The organism is Robertmurraya sp. GLU-23 (assembly GCF_052983275.1).
This window is the reverse complement of sequence record NZ_JBRKCV010000009.1, coordinates 142,764-165,386: the sequence shown is the minus strand read 5'-3', so window position 1 is coordinate 165,386 and position 22,623 is coordinate 142,764. Positions and strand designations below refer to the sequence as shown.

The window sequence follows — 22,623 nt, the reverse complement described above, 5'->3', positions numbered from 1 at the left end:
AAAGAATACGTACATGATGTACTAAAAGATCTAGGGAATTTCATTAATATTACTGAAATTGAAAGGCAAAAAAGCTAACAAGTAGCTATACTCAAACCTTGTTAGCTTTTTCAATTTTATTTTTAATGTAATAATAACTACCATTTGCTTGAGTGTAGTACCTTAATGATTTGAAATAACAATCGGAGCTTTGATCACATCCATCACCTTTGATGCAGGAAGTCCATTTTCAATCAACTGAACCATGACCTTCATGTAACGATGGATATGATGAAAATAGTGCTTATAATCAGAGCAAAGATAACTCAGTCCTGGTTCATTATCGTGTGTTCGCATAAATCGATGTCTAGGGCATTCTCCATGGCAGGCAAACTTGACCTCACATTCCATACATTGCTTAGGAAGTGAACTCTTTTTGTTTTCTCCGAATGACCTCTGTGTGTTTGACTCTACCATCGCTATTAGATCTTGCTCCAATACATTTCCTAAGCGGAAATCTGGGTAAACATAATGATCACAGGAGTACATATCCCCATTATGCTCGATGGCCAGTGCATTACCGCATTCTTCTGAGAAAATGCAAACGGTTGACGGTAGCCCTAACCAAGACTCAAGTGCCCACTCAAAATTCATGACGTGTATGGAACCGACATCATTGTGAACCCATTCATCAAAGATTTCCGTTAGAAATGTTCCAAAAACGCCTTGTTCTACACTAAAATTAGTCGCTAAAGCTTTTTGCCCCTCTTCATAATTAGCATGTGGTGTAGCATGTCTAAGGCCCATTAGGGAGGCCATCTCATCCGGTATTCTTTCCACAATCGGGTTAAATTGAATAAATTCCACACCTTGTTCTTTTAAGAAATGGTAGACTTCCAGTGGCTTTAAAAGATTCTCTCGTGACACTAATTAAAAGAGTTATGCCATCCCTCCCTCTTTAAATTGATTGAGTATGATCGCAAACGAAAAACAGATTACGTGAAAAGTCTGTTCTCTTATATCATGAACATCAAAAGTCAATCCGAACTTGCCGCTGCAATGAATGTACATAGAAATACTTTATATTACCGTATTGGAAAGATAGAAGAAATCATGAATATTAATTTAAGTAATATTGACGATGTTTTCAGTATCTACCTTTCATTTAAGATATTCGAGTACCTTGGTGAAGACCTATCTTAAGTTTGGATCTAAACTTTATTCTTTAATGTGTATATTCATCATAGAAAGACTGGAGAAATGCCTTGTCTTTTTTTTGTTTAAGCATGACTACAATATATTTTTTACAAATAAATTATCCTCTGCTTTCACCGTATTTTTGCATAAAAAGAAAGTGCTTGGCTAATTTAATAACATGTATTTGAAGCAGGAAATTGGAAAGGCTTCCCGTAACTCGGATGCTTTTCGGCTTAAAAAGAGGTGTTAACATGTCAGTTATGCAATATTGGAAGGAAATAAACGAGTCGAGTAAGAAAGTTACCTCTTTAATGAATTCTTATTGGCATGAGCATTCTGACTGGGGAAACTGGCAGTTCTGGGTCTTACTACTCTGCTTACTTGTTCCACTGGTTGTGCTTCTGATTAAGCTTGACCGAAATAGAACCTTTGAAATTCTTTTCTTTGGTTATACCGTACATATGTTATGGACATATACAGATCTAGCACTTATAAGACAAGGTTATATAGACCATTATTATTTCCTCATGCCATTCTTGCCACAAGCTTTTGGAATAACAGCATCGATTTTACCTGTGTCCTTTATGCTTCTTTATCAATATTGCACAAATCAAGAAAAACCTTTCATTTTATGGACTACTGGACTTAGCGCCTTATTTGCTTTGGGTTTTGCACCTATTGAGAAGTTAATAGGTCTCGTCTCCATTACTAAGGGATTTACCATTGTTCATCTATTCTTTATAGATTTAGTCATTTCAGGAATTGCTTATGGGATGACGCAGTTTTTTATAAAGTATTATTTGGCAAGACAAAAGGCTTGAGGACGCAAAAACTTTATTTTTAAAGAATGCTGTCCCTTTAGAAAGGAAGAAATAGGTGTTTTTCCCGTTACATATTTTAATTCACCTTTAAATAAATAACTGGTTTGGATTTTCACAAATTCTTAGAGTTCATCATTCGTTCATTTCCTCTTTTAAAATTACCTGTTATCTTTGCCAATATAAGTTGCACTGCTTTTTCATTTTCAGCCATTTTAATTTTTTCTAAAATTTTTTCAGCATCTTTCCCTTTTAATAATTTTACTTGTTTTCCATAATAATCGATAAGAACAGTATTATTTTTAGTAATTTTGTAGCTAAATGGAGCTTCGTCTAATCGATTTCTTTTATCGATATCGCCCACTTATAATCCTCCCAATCAATATTTTTATCAGTATTCTATTTAATTCAATTTTTTTTGGAACAACCCTTCTTTACTCAATATTTGGACCCGATTGTTATTTATTCGAAATTTTTTCATAACCTCTCTTAAAACTTAACTTTTGTTATTTAGTTTGTTATCAAATTTAATTGAACCTTGTCTGACTAAGAATTTATTAGTAGGGAAAGTTAAAAATGGAGTATTTTAGGAACAGCAAATGGAAAAATACAGTGAAATTGAGTAAGAAAAAATCAGTTCATATAAGGGGTTAAATTTACAGTTATCCTTATCGAATATGCAAAGACCAGCGAGGTAGAATTAAATTATGAATCAAATCCCCCCCTACCGAAGACAAAGGGCTTTTTTATCTCAATTAACAACGGGTCAAATTCATTTAAAAAATCCATGGGTTGTAGCTTTTTTTTCGTTTTCTTATCCAGGATTCGGACATCTAATGCACCACCGGTATGCTGCCGCCTTTATTTTGATTTTATGGGAAACATTCATCAATCAAATGGCTAATGTAAACCTTGGTATCCTATATTCGTTATTAGGTAACTTTGACAAAGCAAAAGAAGTATTAGATGAACGCTGGTTAATGCTATATGTGTCTATTTATATGTTCGGTATATGGGATAGTTATCGTACAACCATAGATTTAAATAAACAATATATCTTAGCGGACCGAGAAGATGCACCTATTTTACCTATTAAAATGGGGACATGGGACATGAACTATTTAGATAAACGAAAACCATGGGTTGCCTTAGTCTGGTCAGCTCTATTCCCAGGTCTCGGACATCTGTACCTTCATCATGTCATATCTGGATTTTTCATTTTTATTTATACTGTAGCAATATGTTATTGGGGACATATTCTGCATGCCATCCACCTTTCAATGTTGGGGAATTTTGTACAAGCTAAAGAGGTCCTTAATATGCAATGGACATTATACTTTCCATCGATATACCTTTTTGTTGTTTATGATTCTTATGTTTCGGCAGTTGAGCACAACAAACTATTTGAAAAAGAAATGTCCTTATTTTTACGAAGAAAATACCAAAATAATAATTTTAAACCTCCCATATAAAAGGAGTGTGAATATTTTGTTTGTCATTGCTACCTTTGAAAATTCTATTATTATTGAATTAACTATAACTGAACTGGAACAAAATGAAATTCCAAATGATAAGATCTTAGCAGTACCACTTGATAAAAAATTGGATCATCGACAATTGTTTGATACGATTCATCAAGCAGATGGACTCAGTTTGTTTGATCTAGCTGCCATAATCGGCACATGTTTGATGCTTTTAGGAGCAATATATGGCTATCTCTTAGAATGGGGTCCCATTATATGGGGCATTATCGGCGCAGTTAGTGGCTTGCTTATAGGCTTTATAATAAAAATGTTATTAATTAAAAAAAATAAAAGAGCAACAAAATCTTTTTCATCAGAAATTGTTTTAATGATACGGTGTGAAAAACATCAGTGGCATATAGTTGAAAACATTTTATGGAAAAATGGAGCACTAGGACTGTCTAGAATAAGACATCTATAGAGATATGCTTTTTAAAATCTTAACTTTTAGTAATTTCAGATGCTATTACTAAACAATTCTTTACCCATGATGTCTTCATTTTTCTGACAAAAGCATGAGAATGAGATGCTCGTTCCTTATAGATCCAAAAGAGCACCCTACGAAAAGGTGCTCCTGAGCATTCACAAACGATACTCAAACCAATCAAAATACGCCGGGGTTGCAGAATGACTTCCATTTCCTGTGGCGTAAAGTCCAAAGAAAACTCCTGTAAATCCACCCGCCACTTCCGTCGATAATAGAGAGAATTCTCCCGTACCTATAGTAATCGATTCTCTGTCTGGCTGTTGATAGCTGAATGTATAGTTTTTGGCATCTGCAAGAACCGATAGAATAATAGAATCTTGTGCATACTCAAACAGCTACTAACAGTGTATTGAATCATGTCAGATGCCAGTTGCTTGAATGGGGCTTGAACTGCTTCTGTGGGTAAGGATCGGATTATTCGGATGACTTTCAAAAGGTCCAAATGGCTGTTGACTTCTAGCACACCTTTCCATCTTCATCAAACCATAGAGAAGGGTCAATTCCAGGCCACTCAAGAAAAATCGGGTCAGACCAAGGTCCTTCTGGGTTTTCCGTCCAAACAAAAAAGTTCTTTCCAATGGACAAATTCGTAGTCACTAGATAAAAATCTTCTCCCACTCTACAGATGCTTGGATCTGGATGAAAGCCAGTATAATAGGATTGGTATACTTCATGATCAATCTCCTTCTGTTTGTTGGGTTACGAGAATCTACCAATTTAAAGCATTGTTCTTTGAAATATCCCCTAACACATGACCGCTTTCTTTCACCTGTCTCTCTTGCGTATCTCGATTCACCCCGATAACCCCAAATTTCGGTTCATATCCAAACGTCCATTCATAGTTATCAAATGTGGACCAATAAAGATAACCTAACACTTGAATCCCGTCCTCGATGCACGAATGCAGCCCCTTCAGTCCACGTTGGATAAATTCGACCCGGCGGTTGTCATCGTTCGTGGCAATGCCATGTTCTGTCACCATCACAGGGATATCCAGCTCTTTAGCCACATTACGAATCGTACCGGCCAAGGCTTCCGGATAGTACTCATACCCCATCGCCGTCACTTCCGTTCCTTCCGCTACCGGAACTTGTCCTTGTGTACCGTAAATTTCCCGAGTGTAGTTTTGTACTCCAATGAAATCGTCTCTTTCAACGACAGACTTAAATTGACCAAAGTAATCATGCCAAACCTTTGCCGCCTGCTCTTCGCCGCCTTCAACTGCTTGAATGTCTGGCAGTGCTAAGGATAATCCTATTTTGGTTAATGGGTTTATTTTCTTCATTACCGCTCGGGCTTTACAATGTGCTTCTTTCACAATTTTTAAAGACTCCTCATCAGAAGCCATGTGGAAAGTGAAATATTGATCCACCGTTGTTCCGCATTTTTGGGCAGCTGATTCACGCCAACCGGGTGCTGTCCATGATTTAGCATCCATACCAACAGGTGGCATAAAGTCTAGATTAATGAACAGTTCTTTTAACATCACTGGTAAATTGACTTCATTCATCGTCAACACATAAGGGATGTCCTGCCCCAGCTCTTTAAACACTACCTCGCAATACTTGGCAAAAAGGTCTGCCGTTTTTGGATTTCTCCACCCGCCCATTTGCATCAACCACTGCGGAGAAGTAAAGTGCATCATGGTCACAACAGGTGTGAGGTTGTTGTCATAACAAACTTTGATCACATCACGATAATGGTCCATTTCTTCTTTGGAATAAACACCTGGTTCCGGTTCTATTCTTGACCACTCGATGGAAAAACGGTAACTGTTTAAACCTAGACTCGCCATGAGTTCAATATCCTCTTTGTATCTATTGTAGTGATCAACCGCATCACCGGAAAAATCTCTGTACGGTGATCCTTCCGAATACTCTTCTGCCCACATATCTGATCGATCATTGTTTCCTTCTACCTGGTAGGCAGATGTCGCTGTTCCCCATAGGAAAGATTCAGGAAATGTATATTTCATAGTAAGTTACCTCCGAACGATATTTTACAAAGCTTACTTTTATAGTAGCAAATGCCTTCCGTTCAGATAATGTTAAAATACAAGGACTTGATTGCTCGAATCATAGATTTCTTTTTGAATGAAACTTTCAAGAATGATAAACAGTTTCAGGGTTAACACCGATCACTTTTTATATTAAAATTAGGAAAATGATTACTCGAATCGAAAAAGGGTGCGAAGCCATGGAACGTTTAGAACTGGAAAGCTATTTGAAATCAGTACATTTTGAGGTCGATGAGGAAAAAGTCTTAAAGGAGTATAAACCCTCCATAATGACAGTAGATGGAGAGGAAGTGTTTCTCTTTAGCAAAGGATTTGATATAAAGGATTCACCAATTGAAGAGAACATCTCTATTTCACAGCAGCCGTATCACTCGGTGATTCCTCTTCATATGCATGATTATATTGAGATGATGTTTGTCTATCGAGGAAGTTGTACCGTTACAGTAAAAGGAAAAAAGATGGTTTTGAAAAAAGGAGAACTGATACTCATTAACAAAGAAACACCTCATAGTGTGGATGCAACCACGAAGAAGGATATCATTATAAATATGATCATGAAACAGGACTATCTTTCTCCCAGTTTTCTAAGAAGATTATCGCAAAAAAGCATTATCTCTCAATTCATGATTGATTCGTTAGTAAGTAAACGGAAACAAAATCATTTCCTGATTTTCCGAGCTGGCGATCACACGAAGATCATAGAAATTATGGAGAATATTATGTGTGAGTTTTTTGACCGAGACTTTTGTTCGGAAGAAATTATCGATTCTTACCTGATCGTGTTATTTTCGACACTCCTTCGATATAACAACGCCCCTACTACCTATGAGGTTTCAAACGATGCTTCTTTATTAGACTTTTTGAGATATATTGAAGAACATTATAAGGACTGTTCCCTAGTGGATATGGGTCAGACTTTCGGTTTCCATCCCAGTTACCTTTCCACTTTGCTTAAAAAAGGAACGGGAAAGTCATTCAAAGAACTTCTCCAGATTCAACGATTAAATCAGGCCGCCTTGTTCTTATCTCAATCGGATCTTCCGATTCCACAAATAGCAGAGGAAGTAGGCTATTCGAGTGTGACATTTTTTTATAAAAAATTTAAAGAATTGTTTCATGAGACACCTTATAGATATAAGGAAAAACATAGATATGACGAAACCATCGTAGAAGATTTCTTAACTAAAACCAGCCCCTTACTGGATTGAGTAGGGGTCTAAAATTATAAGCAAATCAAAATGAATAATTCCTAATGTTACCGATAAACTAAAGGAACGTTGTATTAGACTTGGGTGATTTCAACCTCAAACCATCTAAATTCTCCATCTTCCTCGAACCATGTAACATCCGATTTACTTGGTATTCGAATACCATCAAATTCTTTAAATTCTTTATTTATTCCTCCCCAATCACTTAATACATACTTACCATTTATTTCTCTGTATCTTTTTCCAACGAAACGAGGATGTCCCCTTTCTGATTAAAATAAAAGATAGCAGAGACGGTCTAAACAAGAAGAATTTTTCAACCCAGCAAATGAACATCAAAATCAAAGAATGCGATAAATACTATCTTTTTCCTAGCATGTAGCTTAATCAATAGTGACATGCTTCCAAATCTTATTTAAAGATATAAGAGAGATTGTTTGTCTTGAAATATGTAATAATTTTTCTATTTCAAATTGTCGTTTACCTTGCTTAAGTAATTTTTTTATTTCCTTCACTTGTTCTTCATTTAATCTTGTTTGTTTTCGTACAGAAATTTTTTCATCATATTCTGTTTTCAACCAACCCCAACACTGTCCTCTTTTTATCGTGTCAATGGTTCCATAAGGAATATTTGTAATTGCCGAAATTTCAGTCATCGGAATTTTTAATGACAATAATCGTTTTACTTCAATAACTTGTGTTTCACTTACTATGGCATTACCATGATTTTCTCCTTTACATGGTCGTAAAACAGGTTTTCTTCCAGCTTTGGCTGGACAATCTCCTTTATACAAATGTGTCCAACTATGACCACAGCTAATTGCATTAATTATTGCTGGACTTACTTTTGTAACTTTTGCAATTTCACGTATTGACATTTCACCAGCAAATAATAAATCTATAGCATCGAGTGCTTGTTTTTCGGTTATCTTTGCAGTAGGATTGTTCTCTCCTTTTAAACCTTCTGCACCATATGACCCTTCCCCTCCAATGGTTGAATTGTAACCATTATGATAAGTATCATAATGATTTATCCAATATTTTTCTTTTTCTTGTAGATCTTCAAGAAACATAGCATTATCAATTTCTTCCCATTCAAACGCTTCCCAACCATATTTACGAATAGCATTAGAAAAATGATTGTTTTCAGTTCTTGTTTGATCATTCGCATTTGTCTTATGATTCCATTTTCTATCTTGTAAGTTTCTCGTTGTCATACCCACATATTTTTTTTCGTTAACTTTATTGGTTGCTAGATAAATAATCATTTTTTCTCCTCTATCCCCATGTGAATATTTATAGCCACAATTATCCATAGGAACAAAGATTCTTACAAGCGGTAAATTTTGGCAAGTATTGCAAATTGCGGACAAAAAATGCTATAATTTCAGGTTGTTGTATGCCCATTGCATATAATATTAGAATGAGTACCCAGGAAAAGAATTCGTGCATTTCCCACTTATACCAGAATTGCATGAAGGGAGTTCTGGACTTCTCAAAGTGCTGCGCTTCGTCTATTTGTCAAAATATCTGGAACTAAAAAGGCCGCTATACATAGCCGGCCCAATTCCTTTATAATTCCAACTCATTTAATAGGTTTCTTAATTCTCTCAATTCCTCTACCGTTAACGTGACACCCTTACCCATTTTCTCATGCTCAGGAGCCCATTCGCGTAGGTCATACTTAGGTGCGTTCCCATTCCAACTAATGAGATTTAACTCCTTTGTCCATCCCTTAGGAGACTGAGAAATTGAACCGATTGTTTCTTGAATTTCATATTTAATTTCTGCCATTGTCTAACCCTCCTCCTGTACCCTTATTCACCATTTCCAATAATCTACCTTCTAAAATTGCTTCAACGCTAAATGATGGGCATACTGTATTACTAATTATAATTTGTAGCTAGTAATTTCAGCATACACCATTTTTTCGAATTCCTTTTCCTCGCCAGATCATAAGCTCCTTCCTACTATAGCAAAGGAAATTACCTATATATATTCGATTTAAATACCTAAAAGGGATATTTAAAAAGGTTCTTAATACACTATAAAGAGGAGGATGATGGATGTGGACATTAGTAATAAATCTACCACTAGTGTGGTCAGTGTGGGTGCTTTTGTGTTTGTATTCTTTGGTTGAGTTTCAGCTGCTGGTACATTATTATTAGTTGTATTTTTTGGTGAATCTTGTCATTTTCTTCCCCTTTTCTGCTCAATGTTCTCTCTCCTCTGAAACTGGTAAGCTGTCAATCCTTACTCTATTATGATACAAATTATACCATAAAGGGGGGTTCGAAAATGGTCTTTTCCCTTGTAAATTTAAAAACAGATTTGGCCAAGAATGAATAATAGGCCTAACGCAAATGACGTAACCATTGCAATTTTCATTTTCAATTAAAGACACAAAAAAACCTCCTTTACTAAAGAAGGTTCTTGTTCAAATAAGTTACTATCCAAAGATACTTATGTTAATTAAACTCCATCCACTTCTGAACGCCCATTTACTTGTTCTGCATCCATATAATACTCACTAAACACCTCTGCAAATGCTTTTATGGCATTGTCGAGTTCTTCCTTTGTATTTTCAACACCGCCAAACTCAAGCAGCATCGATTTGCTGGATAGGTCTTGGTTGTAGACTCCGTTTCCATCATCTTTTGTTTTTACAAACACTCCCCTACTAATGCCTGGATATTTTTCTTCCAGTTTATGATTCAGTTCTTTGGCTAAACTAAGGTTCTTATCATAATTGGCATTTTCCTTCCCAACCACAAAGAATAATCTAGCATATGGTTTCCCGCTGATATCCATTGTTGTGACACTCCTCGGTTGAGAGTCTCTGTGTATGTCAATTAAATATTGGATGGTCTTTTCCTGTGCCATAACTTGTTGAACGATTTCTCTAGAAAGAGTATAAGACTGGTAATAATTCCAATCCTTCTTTTTTAATTCCTCCGTCGCATTGGTTGTACTATGCTTTGAACCTATCCCTTTCTTATTCAATTCTTCTTGTAAGCTTTTTCCGACATCAATGATGTTTTTATTTTCATTAAAGCTAACAGCTGAATCTGGATCCGTAACGCCGTTTAATTCCGGTAAGAACGCTTCCCAACTATGTGAATGGTAAATAAAAATTTCTTCTTCTCCTGTTTCTTTTGGTGGTAAAGTATTCGCCTGATTATTATTCGATTCTTCCAATTCCTGACCTGCCAGTTCTCTTTCTTTCAGCAAGATGTCTAAGGGTGGGGAAGATTCCGTCGGGAGATTTGAAAGATCTGTTCCCATACCTGCAACTGCTATTTCTGTATTAAACGTACGAAAACTTGGAATTTCGTTACCAAACAACGTTGTTATATCTTTGTGCTTTATATCGAATACAGACCTGGTAATAAATTCAGAAAGTGATGGTAATTCGTTACTAACGTCACCTATATCAGATTCACCTAAAAGAGCAATTTCATTAGACGTTAATTCAAGAAAAAACTCAGTAGGTAATCTATTACTGGTTCGATATAATAGCTCTGACGTAAATTTGTCTTTAATATTAATAAAATTAATCATAAAAATGAGTAAGAATATCATAAAGAAAAGGATAACGAAAACAGTTTTAAGATCTATAAAAACCATTTGGCTATTTTTATTCCTCATATACTCCTCCTTAATTCTAGCGTTTTAACTCTTTTAATTTGAATATATGAGGTAGGAATAATAATAGACTAATATATTTCTTCCAATCAATACCATTGAAGTATTGCATAGTAGAAAAGAGACGGTTTCTAAACTGACACTCTTGTTTTTAAAAAATCATCATTTTAGGGTGATCCCATTTGGTTCCTCTCCAACTTCTAACGTTGCGATTACTTGGTTATCATCATTTTTAATTACGCTTACTGTATGATCATACATATTGGTAACATAAACGAACTGGTTGTCTTCACTCGTTACGATCCCATGGGCACCTTCGCCCACTGTAATGGTTGCGACCACTTTTCTCGTTTCTAGCTCGATTTTAAATACACTATTCGATGGATTTTCAGGCGTTCCTTGATTGGCAACCCATGCATATTTACCGTCTGATTGAATGTACACTTGAGCAGGGCCTTCTCCCACTGGAATCTTTTCAACCTTTTCAGAAACGAGATTAATCACGGCTAGGGAGTTTTCAGCGTTTAACGTTGCCACAAGTGTTTTTCCATCTGGAGTTATCCCTGTTGTAACAGGAGTATTCCCTACTACAATCTTTTTGGTTTCTTTCATACTCTCTAAATCTATCACACTTACCGTGTTCTCTCCCATATTTGCAATATAAGCTGTTTTACTATCGGCTGCTACTCTAAAACCATGTGGTCCATTTCCTGTTGAAATATTTTGAATCACTTTATATGTTTCTACATCTATTACAGATACATTGTTATCTTCATTGTTTGTTACTAATGCATATTTCATATTCTCAGTAAACACAATATGAGCAGGATGAGATCCGACTTCCACTTGACTGATTAATTCATCTGTTTCCGCATCATAAAACAGCGCCAGTCCTGCTGTTTTTTCTTCATGACCACTATCGTGTCCCCCATGTTCACCAGTTTCTGGAACAACAGTCGCTCCTATTAATTTTCCGTTAGGTGAAAGTTGAACATTATGAACCGAACCCTCAATTTCGATTGATTTCACTGGCTTGTTAGTTGTAGCGTTGATTTTTGTGATGCCTCCATTTTCTGCGGTATAGTAGAACGAAGCTTTCTCTTGCTCTTTACCATCCTTATTGGACTCATTATTTTTTATCGTTTCGGTATTCTTCTCCTCCACCACATTATTTGCTGTATTACCACATGCAGCTAGAGTAATACTAAATAATAATAACAAGCTTATGAAAATGGTTTTTTTCATCTTTAAACACTCCTTATCTTTGGTAAGTTCAATATAGTAAATACTTGTGCAGAAAATTTGCAGAATCCGACTAGGAGTTTGACAGCTTTGTGAATTTAATAAGGTAAATAAAATGTAACATCTTAAAAATCAAAGCATTTCCCAAAAACCGGTAGGTATTCTCCACAATTTCTGCAAATTTTTATAGTATTATGATTGAAAATAATATTAAGGAGGTTGCAATAGTGAGAATTAAACGTACTACCTTATTTCTATTTTCCTTGATTTTCGCAGTTTTTTTAGCAGCATGTTCCAATAATCAGGAGAATGAACAAGACAATTCGAATAACAGCAGTGAGGAAACAGGACAAGAACAGGATACTAGCAGTGAAGGTCACGGAGGTCATGAAGGAATGGATCATTCTGGATCAGGGGAAATTCCTGAAGGCCTGCAAGATGCTGAAAACCCAAAATTTGCAGTTGGTAGTCAAGCGATTATTAATGCAGACCATATGGAAGGGATGGACGGTGCTGAAGCAACCATTGTTGGTGCTTATGATATAACCGTCTATACGATATCTTATACACCTACAACTGGTGGAGAAAAAGTAACGAATCACAAATGGATTATTCACGAAGAAATTAAAGATGCTGGTGACCAACCTTATCAACCTGGTGATGAGGTTACCGTAAACGCTGACCATATGAAAGGTATGGAAGGTGCAACTGCAATAATTGATTCAGCTGAACAAACAACTGTATACATGGTTGATTACACTTCGACGTCAGATGGAGAAAAAGTAACCAATCATCAATGGGTAACAGAAAGTGAGCTTTCTGCGAAATAATATCCATGAAAACACTCGTATAACTTTATAAATTAAAAAGGATCGATGAGAAAGTAAAGTTGCTCGATCGATCCTTTTTGTATTAAACACTTTATGGAAACTTTATTTTGATCTAAGAAATTTTCTCCATTGACAAGGACTTCCACATCTGTGTGATTTCTGGGTTTTCTCCTTCAAAAATAATTGGTACTCTTTTCATATATTCTGATAAGTAATACCCGCAAGGAAAGAAAACATCCTTTTAAAATGATATTCGGAACAATGAGCTAACCTTGCCAGCACTTTGAAGTCAATTTCGTTTGTAAGGTTTTCCTCAATATACTTCATTGCATGGTTAAGAAACAGTAAATCCATCTTCCGCATGGACCAACAAAATTTCGGACATCATGCTATTTTTCACTGAATTTGATGAAGTTTTCTTGATGGTTTAAAATCCATGAAACCCTTCGTGCAGCCTTACGACTATACTTTTTGACCGTATCAATCGAGTCCACCCCGTCCCAATAACGGCCAAGGAAATGAATAAACACATCTAAACTTCGAAGCTGAATGAGGACAGGAAGGGCATGAATTTCTTCTTCTGTCAGCTTAATTATACTTCTATATCCTGTTAGGAAAGCAGAAATCTTTTTAAAAATAATGGTCTCATTCACTTCATCATCTATAAAATCGGAAATAGAAACCGCAACTTCCATGACTCGTAAATCATGGGTAACAAATTCAAAATCAAGAATGGAGGAAATCTTCCCTTCCCCAGCCGAAAGAATGTTGGAAGCATTTAAATCTCCATGGACGAGCTGGTGAGGAAGTCTTTTTAAAAATGGGACTCTGTATTGAAATGAAACTAATTGTTTGTAGATAATTAATAATTCTTGAGCTAATTCCACAAAGTCCTCAGGTGGATTTAGGGAAAAATCTTTAATCTGATCCAATGAACATCTTGGGTGCGTTTGATCCATATCATAATACGGTCTATATACTGGAAGTTGATTTACACTGATCTCGGCAAGTTCTGCAGTAAGTTGACCAGCCGCCATACCAAATGAATAGATTTGTTCAAAGTCCTCTAGAGCAGGATTCGTCCCATCGATAAATCTAAACAATCCTGCAAGAAATCCGGACCCAGTTTTGACAATGGTTTGCCCATCTTTTGTTCTTATCGGTACTGGTATGGATAAGGAAAGAGTCCGTTCTTTTAATGCTAGTAATACAGCATGTTCAAAGTGTACCTTCTCTTCATCTTGATGTGTTTCGTAAATTCTCAGTACGTGTTTCTCATCGTTTGCCAGAATAAATAGGGTTGTATTGTTTTCCCCACTTGGCCCGGGAACAATCTCCCATTTTTCAGTTGGAAAGTACAAAGGGACTATTTCTTCAATATAGGATAAATATTTTTTCATCTTATACAAAAATCCTTTTTAAATAGAATCTATCACGTACAGGAAAAAGAAGATAGTATTTAAGTAAATAAACAGCCCTGTTGTTAAACAGAGCTGTGTTTTTTTGTTTATTAAGAACAAAACGCCTCATAACGAACTTCTTTTAATTGGGCACCTTTTCCTGAAAGGACAATGCTTGTTCCTTTTTCTTTTTCATATGCTGTAAATGTTACGACTTTTTCTCCCTTATTCACAAAGATTTCAACTGAATGAAGATCCACATAAAATTCTAATGTGTTTTCCTCGCTGTTAAAGCAGTCATGTACGGTAATTGGTTCACTATCTCCATAATCAGAAGTAATCACAACAGAATTGGATGAAGGATCCACACTCACACGTGTTGCTTTTTTATTTTCCTTGTTTAATTCAACAACAAACGATTCACTCTTAGATAATAGTGATAGGGATAAATATCCTGTTCTTCCGCTTTCAATGTGTAAATCCTCATTTAATGAAACATGTTCATGAGAAACAACAGGTGTGAAATAATCGTCATGGCTAATATAAGCTTGTTGAATCAATATGTTGTTTTTGATGTGTAACTTTCTTGGTAAACTCATCATGCCGTTATAACCGTACTCTTTTGGTGGTGTTGCTTTTGTCCAACGATGCATCCATCCAATTAAAAGTCTCTCTCCGTTTTGACCGTCCGTTGTTTGAGGTGCGTAAAACGTTGAATAATCTAGCAAGCCCTTTGCCTCAGGAGTGAATACTCCGTTTTCAAAATCCATGTGTCCAATCACATAGGACGTTTTTTTCTCTACTTCTCCGTCAAATTCAGGGTCGCATGGCATTTCTGAGAAAATTAGCACATCTTTTCCGTCTAAGTGGAAGAGATCTGGACATTCTAGTAACGTATTTTCTTCAAATGACATTTGGAATATTGAAGAATGAAAGCTCCACTGAAGTAAATCTTTTGATTGGAACATGATGATTTCACCACGACGTTTCGCATTTCTTACCGCTAATACACAGTAGTATACCCCGTCACGCTCTAACACTTTTGGGTCTCTGAAATCACAAATGAGATACCCTTCTGGCAATTCTTTTTCCCCAATCACTGGATTTAATTTGGATTTTTCGAAATGGATACCATCCTCTGACACTGCAACACACTGACGTTCAGCAATTTGTGATTCATCTTTATCAAACCCTAAGTTAGGATCAATATGACCTGTATAAATGAGATAGAGCTTCCCATCCTTTTCAATCGCACTTCCAGAAAAACATCCGTTTGCATCATACGCTTTGTCATTGGCCATCGCTACGGGAAGGTACTCCCAATTGACAAAATCATTTGTTGTTGCATGACCCCAATGCATGTCATTCCATACAATGTCATACGGGTAATACTGATAAAAGAGATGGTATTTCCCCTTGTAAAAGGAAAAACCATTTGGGTCATTCAGCCATCCGATTTCTGGTGAAAAATGAAAAAGGGGGCGGTTATTTGTTTTATGCTTGTTTTCTTTGATATAGTCGTTTGCTTTTTGTAGTCGATTCATAGCACACCTCTTCTATTTAATTCCACTTTGCATGGAACCTTCCACAATGTATTTTTGGAAAATGATATAAAGAATAACAATTGGAATCGTTACGATGGTTAGTGCCGCCATCATATGACTTGTGAAAATGTTATACGTGTCTGCAAAAACCGCATTAAGGGCAACTTGAATTGGCATCAAATCTGCGTTTGATAACGCCATAACCGGCCATAAAAAATCATTCCATGATGCTAAGAACGTTAAAATTCCAACTGTAATATACATATTTAAGCTTGACGGCATGACGATTCGGAAGAAACATCCTACTTCACTTAGTCCGTCGATTTTTCCTGATTCTATCAATTCACCAGGGAAGGATAAGAAATGTTGTCTGAATAAGAATATGTTCATCACATTAATGATAAATGGCAGCAAATAACCTGGAATCGTGTTGATTAATCCCATCTCATTTACTACTAAAAACAACGGAAGAATGGTCGCTTCAATTGGTACAATCATAAGTGCGATAATGAAAATTAAAATCCAATCTTTAAATGGAAATTTAAATCTTGCTAGTGCATACCCTGCCAATGAATTGATGGTTAATCCTACAACCACTGTAACGGATGCGTAAATCAAACTATTTCCGACGTTCTTAAAAATGTTATAAAAACCTAATAACTCCACATACGAGTCAAACGAAAGATCAGAAAATCTTGGAACAAAGGCAAAGATTGTATCCATATCTTTATAGATCACTTCATCGATTTTAAATGAAGAAAGAATCATCCAAATAAGAGGAAGTAAAAATTGTAAGGCCACAATAGAAGCCAAGAGATAAAACAAGGTTTTCTTTACAATTTTCATGCTACTTTCTCCTCTCTAAATAGCTTTTTAATAATGATTGAGATTACGACTAAGAAAATTGTGAATGCTAATGTAATGGCACTTGCATATCCAATGTTTCGATGACGGAATCCATACTCATAAATGTATTGCAAAATGGTAATCGTTGAGTAATCTGGACCTCCACCTGTCATAACCATTGGTTGAACAATGAGTTTAAATGCCTGAATCGTGGTGGTAATCACTAAAAACATCAGAATGGGTTTTAATGAAGGAATGGTAATAAATAAAAACTTTTGAAACGCATTGGCTCCGTCAATATCCGCTGCTTCATAAAGGCTTCCATCAATATTTTTAAGTCCTGCTAAAAAGATCATCATTTGATACCCACACCCTGACCATGCAGAGATCCCAATAATCGTATACATTGCTTGAGACGCACTGGAGAGGAAAGGCTGCTTTGAAATCCCAACATTCGCAAGGAGTTCATTAATTAAACCAGATGTTGGGTTTAACATAACCGTCCATAGGATTGAGATAACAACAAGAGATAAAACAGCTGGAGAAAAATAAGCGGTACGGAAGAACCCTACACCTCTGATTTTTTTGTTAACAATGAGAGCAAGTCCAAGTGCCATTGAAAGTTGCAGAGGGACAACAAACACCACAAACTTTAACGTGTTTTTAAAACTTTGGATCAACACTTCATCTGTCAGCATTCGCTTAAAGTTCTCAAGTCCAATAAATTCTTTGTCGTTTGGTTTTAATAAATAATAATCTGTAAATCCGTACGTAAACGCTAGAATAATTGGTAATACAATAAAGAGAATCGCCAGTATTAAAGCAGGTGTTAAAAATCCATACGCGGACACGATATCTCTTGTTTTGTAATGTTCACTTTGTCTGAGGTGTTCTGTTGTATTTCTCACTTTTACAATACGTTTGATCAATTTCTTCATGGTTCACACCCCTTTTTAAAAAGAGTAAGAGGTGAGGTCATTCCCTCACCTCTTACTTTTAACAACCGATTATTTTTTGTACTTTGCAAATTCTAATTCAATTTTCTTCGCTGCATCGTCTACATATTTCTTGATTGTTGCTTCATCTGTCGCTTTGTTTTGAGCGATTTTTAGAATAACATCTTTTGCAAAGGTTTCAGAAAGATATGGATATCCAGGTGATACCGGACGAGATTTGTTTGTGTTTTCGACTTGATACTTTAATACGGTCCACGCATCGTTGTGATATGGGTTGTCAGTATTTGTATCAATCGCGTCAACAGAATTGATTCTTGTTGGAATAGATCCGTTTTTAGCGAAGTATTCTTTTGATGCTTCGTCGTTAGTTAACCATTCCATGACTTCAACGATTTGCTTGACGCGTTCTTCGTCTTCTTCTTGTCCGTTACGAACAAATGCCCAAGAACCGGATGGTGTGTATAACCCGTCGAAGTCTTCACTCATTTTCGGATAACGAACGGTCTTGAATTTTAAGTCAGGATAATTATTGATTAGTTCATTTACATACCAGAATCCGCTAACAGATAGTGCTGATTTTCCTGTATGGAATGTTTTTTCAGATTCTGTCGCACTAGCAAGTGCTGGCTCAGCAAATAATTGTGCATATTTTGTTAATGCTTCTACACTTTTCTTACTATTTAAGACGCCATCAACTGTGACACCATCTTCAGCAACGATGTTTGCATCATTTCCCCAAAGAAGTGGTGTGAAGTAGTATGTTCCTAATTCATAGGCACCTGCAGTAATGTCTGTTAATAATAAACTTACAGCCGTTTCATAATTTGCAAACACTGGATCATTTGACGTTTTTGCAAACTCGTCTACTTTTCTTGATAACTCAATAAATTGATCCCATGTCCAATCTTGATCGAGGGAAGGGACTAATGCTTTTATTTCTTCAGGTAGTGCATTGATCATGTCTTCGTTATACATGATGGCTACACCTGAGTCTGAATAACCCATTCCGTAGAATTTCCCGTCCACTGTTCCTTGGTCGATGATTGCTTGAGTGAATCCATCTTTGAATCCTTCGCTCATGTATCCATCAAGTTCTCCAAGTAATCCTGAATCAACATAAGCCCCAATATCAGGTCCGTCTAATGTAAAAATATCAGGCATGTCGTTTGCTGTAATGGCTGCATTCAGCTTATCGATGTAGCCTGAACCAGCTCCTGCACGTGTGATGTTTTGTATTTCAACTTTAGGTCCATCTGGATGAGCCTCATTGTAGCTCTTTACTCGGTCAGCAAACATCTTTCCTTCTGGATGATCTGCTGCCGCTTGTGTCCAAACGACAATTTTGTCACTGCCGCTAGTCTTGTCTGAACTACAAGCTACTAACGAAAAGACTAAAGACAGTAAAGATACAAACAAAATTAACTTCTTCATACTTCTCCCCCTATTTCTCTTAATATATTTTCAAGCGCTTTCATAATTGAAGTACGAGTTAGCTTGGCGCTTTCATAAGTTAATGATAAGGTATATAAAACGCTTTCAAAATGCGACATTTCTCTAAAAAATGTTTAAATTCTTATTATTGAAAAAAATAATAAAGGATTATGTTTTTTCGAGTTTTTAAAATACACAAGAATTACCGTATGAATTGGCATAGGCTTTACTTTATTTATTTACCTTTCTACGAAATCGAGGGTCAAAACAAAACTTATCTGTTGAGGGTTAGGTTAAGTATCCGAGCTGATATATAGACGGAGAAATTCCGCCTAATTATTAATAATTATGAAAGAAAGCAAAAATAGACGGAGAGATTCCGCCTATTGGCTCGAAAACTTAGAAAATAGGAGATTTTGCTTTTAATAAGCGGAAAACCTCCCCCTATTTACCCCGGAACAAGGCTCTATTCTTCATCTAGCCGGAAATTCTCCGCTTATTTTACTTTTGCTAGTTTCTCGATTAGGGAGTTTTATCAAAATGAAACACTTTAACCTAGTTGGGAGAGGCTTCCTTATTTTTTACTAGTTTACGATATTCGCTTGGTGTTTTTTTCATTTTCTTTTTAAATACTTGGCTGAAGTATCGCTGATCGGCATAGCCTACCTTTTCGGCAATTTCATATGTTTTGAGATCTGTATTTTGCAGGAATAGGCATGCATATTCTATTCTGACATTTGTTAAATAATCGAGAAATGTAAGACCGGTTTTTTGTTTAAAAAGCAAACAGAAATAGCTAACACTTAAACCGACTTGTTCGGCTGTCTGCTCCATACCTATATCGGTTTGAAAATTTTTTCGGATATAGTTGAGTGCCTCTTCCATCATATCTGCAGCTGATTGGCTGGGCTTATATTCTTTCTTTAACCGCTCCTCTGTCAGAACATTGCCACTTATATAGTTTTCATATTTTAGTAATTCCTTGGCAGCATCAACGGAATGCTTTATTTCAAATAACTGCTCAACAACTTTACCAACAGAGATGATGCAAGAGTCAGCCCCTGCAGAAAAAAGTTGCTGTGAAAATGCATCGGTAATATCAGCTGCTTGATTGATAAAGTGCTTTGGCATTTCAACGACTACTAACACTTCTTTATCCGACAGCTTGTAAACAAATAGATCGGCATGCCACTTAGAAACACAGTCTTCAATATTTGTAATAATTAATTCGATTTCTTGCTTAAAGTTTTTTAATATTACTGAGAAATAAAGAGCTTGCTTGTTGTTGATTTGGGCGTCCACTTTCCCGGATGTAATTAGCTCATAAATCGCATATTTCTCATGCTCATACACAGTTATTTTTTGAGCTTTTATCTTGTTAAGTGCTCTTTTAACACAATCTTCCAATTCATCATAATCAATGGGCTTTAAAATATAATCGAACGCGTTATTTTTAATTGCTTCTTTTGCATATTCAAAATCATCATAGCCGCTTATTAAAATCACAAGTGGCTTATGATCGATCTGATTTAATGTTTTTAACAGTTCAATGCCGCTCATTTCGGGCATTGAAATATCCGTTAATAGAAGATCTGCTTGTTGATCTTTGATGATCCCCATAACTTCATGTCCATTTTCAGCTGTCCCAATGATTTCACAGTCTAATCCCTGCCAATCGATGATTTGTGTAAGATTATTTAAAATTAACTTTTCGTCATCCGCAATTACTACTTTATATCGCATCTAATCACCTTTAATCGGAAATGAAATTTTAATTACCGTCCCTTTATTTTTCATCGAACAAATGATAAGACCATATTTCTCTCCGTAAAAAAGTCTCATTCGCTCATCAACATTGCGTACACCGTGACCATTATTTGCCTGACTATGCAGATTTTCTAGTCTCCAATTATTTAGTTGCATCAGTACACGTTCATCAATACCCTTACCATTGTCTTCAATCCAAAATTCGCCTTGACCGTTTGATATCGTACCTCTAATCTTAATCAGCCCTTCTTCATCATCTCTTTTTGAAAACTCATGGATTAAAATATTTTCTACAAGCGGCTGTAGAATTAATTTAAGGACCGGATAATGATTCAGCTCTTCCACTACATCTACTTCAAAAGAAAATCGATTATTAAATCTTATTTTCTGAATTTCCAGATAACTAATCACATGACGGATCTCATCTTTTACTTTCACTTCATACCCTCCATTAATGCTGATTCGCAACAGCTTACCGAGGTTAATCGTCATTCTACTAATTTCCCTTTGCCCGTTTAAAGCGGCGAGTGCATTAATCGATTCAAGTGTATTGTATAAGAAATGAGGATTGATTTGCTGCTGTAGCACTTTAAACTGAGCCTCACGCTTGCGTTCCTGCTCTGTCTCAATATCTCTCATTAATTGTTGAAGTCTTCCGGTCATGTTATTAAAGCCCTGCGAAATATTTTGTAATTCTTGAAATTTAAATCTACCCATTCGTTTGCTCAGCGTGCCTCTTTCAACTTGCTTCATCCCATTTAATAGTTCATGAATAAAGCGAGAAATTCTTTTTAAATACAAAAAATTAAATAAGCCCGCGGTTAACACCGTAAACCCTACAACGAGTAACATGGTGTTTCGAATATTGACAATATCACTCGCAATTGTTTTCAATGGCTTTATGGATACTAGAATGAGCTGTGTGTTCCCTCCGGTTTCAAAACTAGACGGCATATAGGTAATTAAACTTTTTTCACCGTCCCATTCATCAGTGAGATAACCACTTTTATTTGTTGGAAATTCAGAAAAACTTTCAATGTCCAGAGTTTTACCAATGAAATTTCGATTTAATGAATAAAGCACGGTCCCCTCTTTATTTACTATCAATTCATGGCTGGGACCTCCATAAATATCTTTGAAAATAGGATCAAATAAATCTAGTTTTACATGTAGTATTAAATACCCTAAATTTTCAAGTGTGTTAATATCCTTTATGACTCTTGATTGAGTTAGAATATAGTCCTGGCTAAAAATAAGATTTTGATTTTCATATGGTGTTAACCAAACAGGACGACCCTTCTCCTGTAAAAGCTTATCCAAAAACAAATTCGAGCGAAGATCATCTAAGCTCGTAACCATATCATCGGTATAAGTAATCACATACCCATCATGTCTATAAAGAACAAGATTATCAATCTGTGAATTTCCATACATCTTTCCGGCGATTTCCTGCTGATCACTGTAAAATTCATAGATTGAGGACGTATTTTGTGTATTTAAATAGTCCTGAATGGCACTTGATGAAACAACATAATCAGAAAAGGAATTCATTTCAGTAACAGCGGCTAATAAATTTCGATCAACCGCCTTTAACGTTTGAATCATTTGCTCACTAATATTTTTTTGTAACGTGGTGGATGAAATTTTGTAAGACACAATCCCTAGTATAATAATAGGAATTAATACAAAACAGATAAAAGCAATAATTAACTTATGCTGAAATTTTAACATAT

21 protein-coding genes and 3 pseudogenes are annotated in these 22,623 nt (G+C 35.9%); 6 read left to right on the top strand and 18 right to left on the bottom strand.

Going from position 1 to position 22,623, the window contains the following annotated elements; all coding sequences use genetic code 11:
* Positions 1-162: 162 nt before the first annotated feature.
* The gene (locus ACVBAX_RS15670; RefSeq protein WP_447117835.1) at positions 163-846 is read right to left on the bottom strand and encodes an SPASM domain-containing protein; all 684 of its coding nucleotides are present in this window, start codon (positions 844-846) and stop codon (positions 163-165) included.
* 132 nt (positions 847-978) lie between these two features.
* On the opposite strand from ACVBAX_RS15670, the gene ACVBAX_RS15665 reads away from it, so the two are divergent.
* Complete coding sequence (locus ACVBAX_RS15665) at positions 979-1,182, top strand: helix-turn-helix domain-containing protein (RefSeq protein ID WP_447117834.1); 204 nt, start codon at positions 979-981, stop codon at positions 1,180-1,182.
* A 245-nt stretch (positions 1,183-1,427) separates the two neighbouring features.
* On the top strand, positions 1,428-1,997 hold the full coding sequence (locus ACVBAX_RS15660) for a hypothetical protein (RefSeq protein WP_447117833.1): 570 nt from the start codon (positions 1,428-1,430) through the stop codon (positions 1,995-1,997).
* A 112-nt stretch (positions 1,998-2,109) separates the two neighbouring features.
* Here the strand turns inward: ACVBAX_RS15660 and ACVBAX_RS15655 are convergent, their stop codons facing one another.
* The gene (locus ACVBAX_RS15655) at positions 2,110-2,358 is read right to left on the bottom strand and encodes a hypothetical protein (protein WP_447117832.1); all 249 of its coding nucleotides are present in this window, start codon (positions 2,356-2,358) and stop codon (positions 2,110-2,112) included.
* Between the two features lie 343 nt (positions 2,359-2,701).
* On the opposite strand from ACVBAX_RS15655, the gene ACVBAX_RS15650 reads away from it, so the two are divergent.
* Together ACVBAX_RS15650 and ACVBAX_RS15645 are read left to right on the top strand one after the other, a co-directional pair.
* Entirely contained in the window at positions 2,702-3,466 is a 765-nt protein-coding gene (locus ACVBAX_RS15650) for a hypothetical protein (protein WP_447117831.1), read from the top strand.
* A gap of 16 nt (positions 3,467-3,482) precedes the next feature.
* Positions 3,483-3,938 carry a hypothetical protein gene (locus ACVBAX_RS15645; RefSeq protein WP_447117830.1) on the top strand — a complete coding sequence of 152 codons (456 nt, stop codon included), beginning with the start codon at positions 3,483-3,485 and terminating at the stop codon, positions 3,936-3,938.
* 161 nt (positions 3,939-4,099) lie between these two features.
* On the opposite strand, the gene ACVBAX_RS15640 is transcribed toward ACVBAX_RS15645, so the two are convergent.
* The 3 genes and pseudogenes from ACVBAX_RS15640 to ACVBAX_RS15630 all read right to left on the bottom strand — a co-directional run bounded on the left by ACVBAX_RS15640 (position 4,100) and on the right by ACVBAX_RS15630 (position 5,979).
* Positions 4,100-4,312, bottom strand: a complete 213-nt coding sequence (locus tag ACVBAX_RS15640; RefSeq protein WP_447117848.1) for a beta-xylosidase family glycoside hydrolase — start codon at positions 4,310-4,312, stop codon at positions 4,100-4,102.
* 57 nt (positions 4,313-4,369) lie between these two features.
* Positions 4,370-4,678, bottom strand: a pseudogene (locus ACVBAX_RS15635) (family 43 glycosylhydrolase); the annotation flags it as partial.
* A gap of 35 nt (positions 4,679-4,713) precedes the next feature.
* Positions 4,714-5,979, bottom strand: coding sequence for a glycoside hydrolase family 1 protein (locus tag ACVBAX_RS15630; protein WP_447117829.1), 1,266 nt, complete (start codon positions 5,977-5,979; stop codon positions 4,714-4,716).
* 221 nt (positions 5,980-6,200) lie between these two features.
* On the opposite strand from ACVBAX_RS15630, the gene ACVBAX_RS15625 reads away from it, so the two are divergent.
* Positions 6,201-7,229, top strand: a complete 1,029-nt coding sequence (locus ACVBAX_RS15625; protein WP_447117828.1) for an AraC family transcriptional regulator — start codon at positions 6,201-6,203, stop codon at positions 7,227-7,229.
* A 74-nt stretch (positions 7,230-7,303) separates the two neighbouring features.
* Here ACVBAX_RS15625 and ACVBAX_RS15620 read toward each other — a convergent pair.
* The 5 genes and pseudogenes from ACVBAX_RS15620 to ACVBAX_RS15600 form a co-directional block, all read right to left on the bottom strand.
* Positions 7,304-7,471 (bottom strand): annotated as a pseudogene (locus ACVBAX_RS15620) (DUF6920 family protein); the annotation flags it as partial.
* 141 nt (positions 7,472-7,612) lie between these two features.
* Positions 7,613-8,497: a GIY-YIG nuclease family protein gene (locus ACVBAX_RS15615; protein WP_447117827.1), complete on the bottom strand. Its 885-nt coding sequence runs from the start codon at positions 8,495-8,497 to the stop codon at positions 7,613-7,615.
* Between the two features lie 304 nt (positions 8,498-8,801).
* Positions 8,802-9,023, bottom strand: coding sequence for a YdbC family protein (locus tag ACVBAX_RS15610; RefSeq protein ID WP_447117826.1), 222 nt, complete (start codon positions 9,021-9,023; stop codon positions 8,802-8,804).
* Positions 9,024-9,701: 678 nt separating this feature from the next.
* Positions 9,702-10,877 (bottom strand): stage II sporulation protein P, encoded by a 1,176-nt coding sequence (gene spoIIP, locus ACVBAX_RS15605; RefSeq protein ID WP_447117825.1) that lies wholly within the window; start codon positions 10,875-10,877, stop codon positions 9,702-9,704.
* A gap of 159 nt (positions 10,878-11,036) precedes the next feature.
* The gene (locus ACVBAX_RS15600; protein ID WP_447117824.1) at positions 11,037-12,119 is read right to left on the bottom strand and encodes a YVTN family beta-propeller repeat protein; all 1,083 of its coding nucleotides are present in this window, start codon (positions 12,117-12,119) and stop codon (positions 11,037-11,039) included.
* A 230-nt stretch (positions 12,120-12,349) separates the two neighbouring features.
* Here ACVBAX_RS15600 and ACVBAX_RS15595 point away from each other — a divergent pair, with 230 nt between their 5' ends.
* A complete protein-coding gene (locus ACVBAX_RS15595; RefSeq protein WP_447117847.1) occupies positions 12,350-12,946 on the top strand; it encodes a YdhK family protein in 597 nt (198 codons plus the stop codon).
* A 190-nt stretch (positions 12,947-13,136) separates the two neighbouring features.
* Here the strand turns inward: ACVBAX_RS15595 and ACVBAX_RS15590 are convergent.
* The 8 genes and pseudogenes from ACVBAX_RS15590 to ACVBAX_RS15555 form a co-directional block, all read right to left on the bottom strand.
* Positions 13,137-13,300 (bottom strand): annotated as a pseudogene (locus ACVBAX_RS15590) (AraC family transcriptional regulator); the annotation flags it as partial.
* A 35-nt stretch (positions 13,301-13,335) separates the two neighbouring features.
* Positions 13,336-14,346 carry a phosphotransferase gene (locus ACVBAX_RS15585; protein WP_447117823.1) on the bottom strand — a complete coding sequence of 337 codons (1,011 nt, stop codon included), beginning with the start codon at positions 14,344-14,346 and terminating at the stop codon, positions 13,336-13,338.
* 110 nt (positions 14,347-14,456) lie between these two features.
* The gene (locus tag ACVBAX_RS15580) at positions 14,457-15,890 is read right to left on the bottom strand and encodes a glycoside hydrolase family 32 protein (RefSeq protein ID WP_447117822.1); all 1,434 of its coding nucleotides are present in this window, start codon (positions 15,888-15,890) and stop codon (positions 14,457-14,459) included.
* 12 nt (positions 15,891-15,902) lie between these two features.
* Entirely contained in the window at positions 15,903-16,736 is an 834-nt protein-coding gene (locus ACVBAX_RS15575) for a carbohydrate ABC transporter permease (protein WP_447117821.1), read from the bottom strand.
* Complete coding sequence (locus ACVBAX_RS15570) at positions 16,733-17,674, bottom strand: carbohydrate ABC transporter permease (protein ID WP_447117820.1); 942 nt, start codon at positions 17,672-17,674, stop codon at positions 16,733-16,735. Before ACVBAX_RS15570 ends, ACVBAX_RS15575 begins: the two co-directional genes overlap by 4 nt.
* A gap of 69 nt (positions 17,675-17,743) precedes the next feature.
* Entirely contained in the window at positions 17,744-19,123 is a 1,380-nt protein-coding gene (locus ACVBAX_RS15565) for an ABC transporter substrate-binding protein (RefSeq protein WP_447117819.1), read from the bottom strand.
* A 555-nt stretch (positions 19,124-19,678) separates the two neighbouring features.
* Positions 19,679-20,866, bottom strand: coding sequence for a response regulator transcription factor (locus tag ACVBAX_RS15560; RefSeq protein ID WP_447117818.1), 1,188 nt, complete (start codon positions 20,864-20,866; stop codon positions 19,679-19,681).
* Positions 20,867-22,621 (bottom strand): sensor histidine kinase, encoded by a 1,755-nt coding sequence (locus ACVBAX_RS15555; RefSeq protein WP_447117817.1) that lies wholly within the window; start codon positions 22,619-22,621, stop codon positions 20,867-20,869.
* Positions 22,622-22,623: the final 2 nt, after the last annotated feature.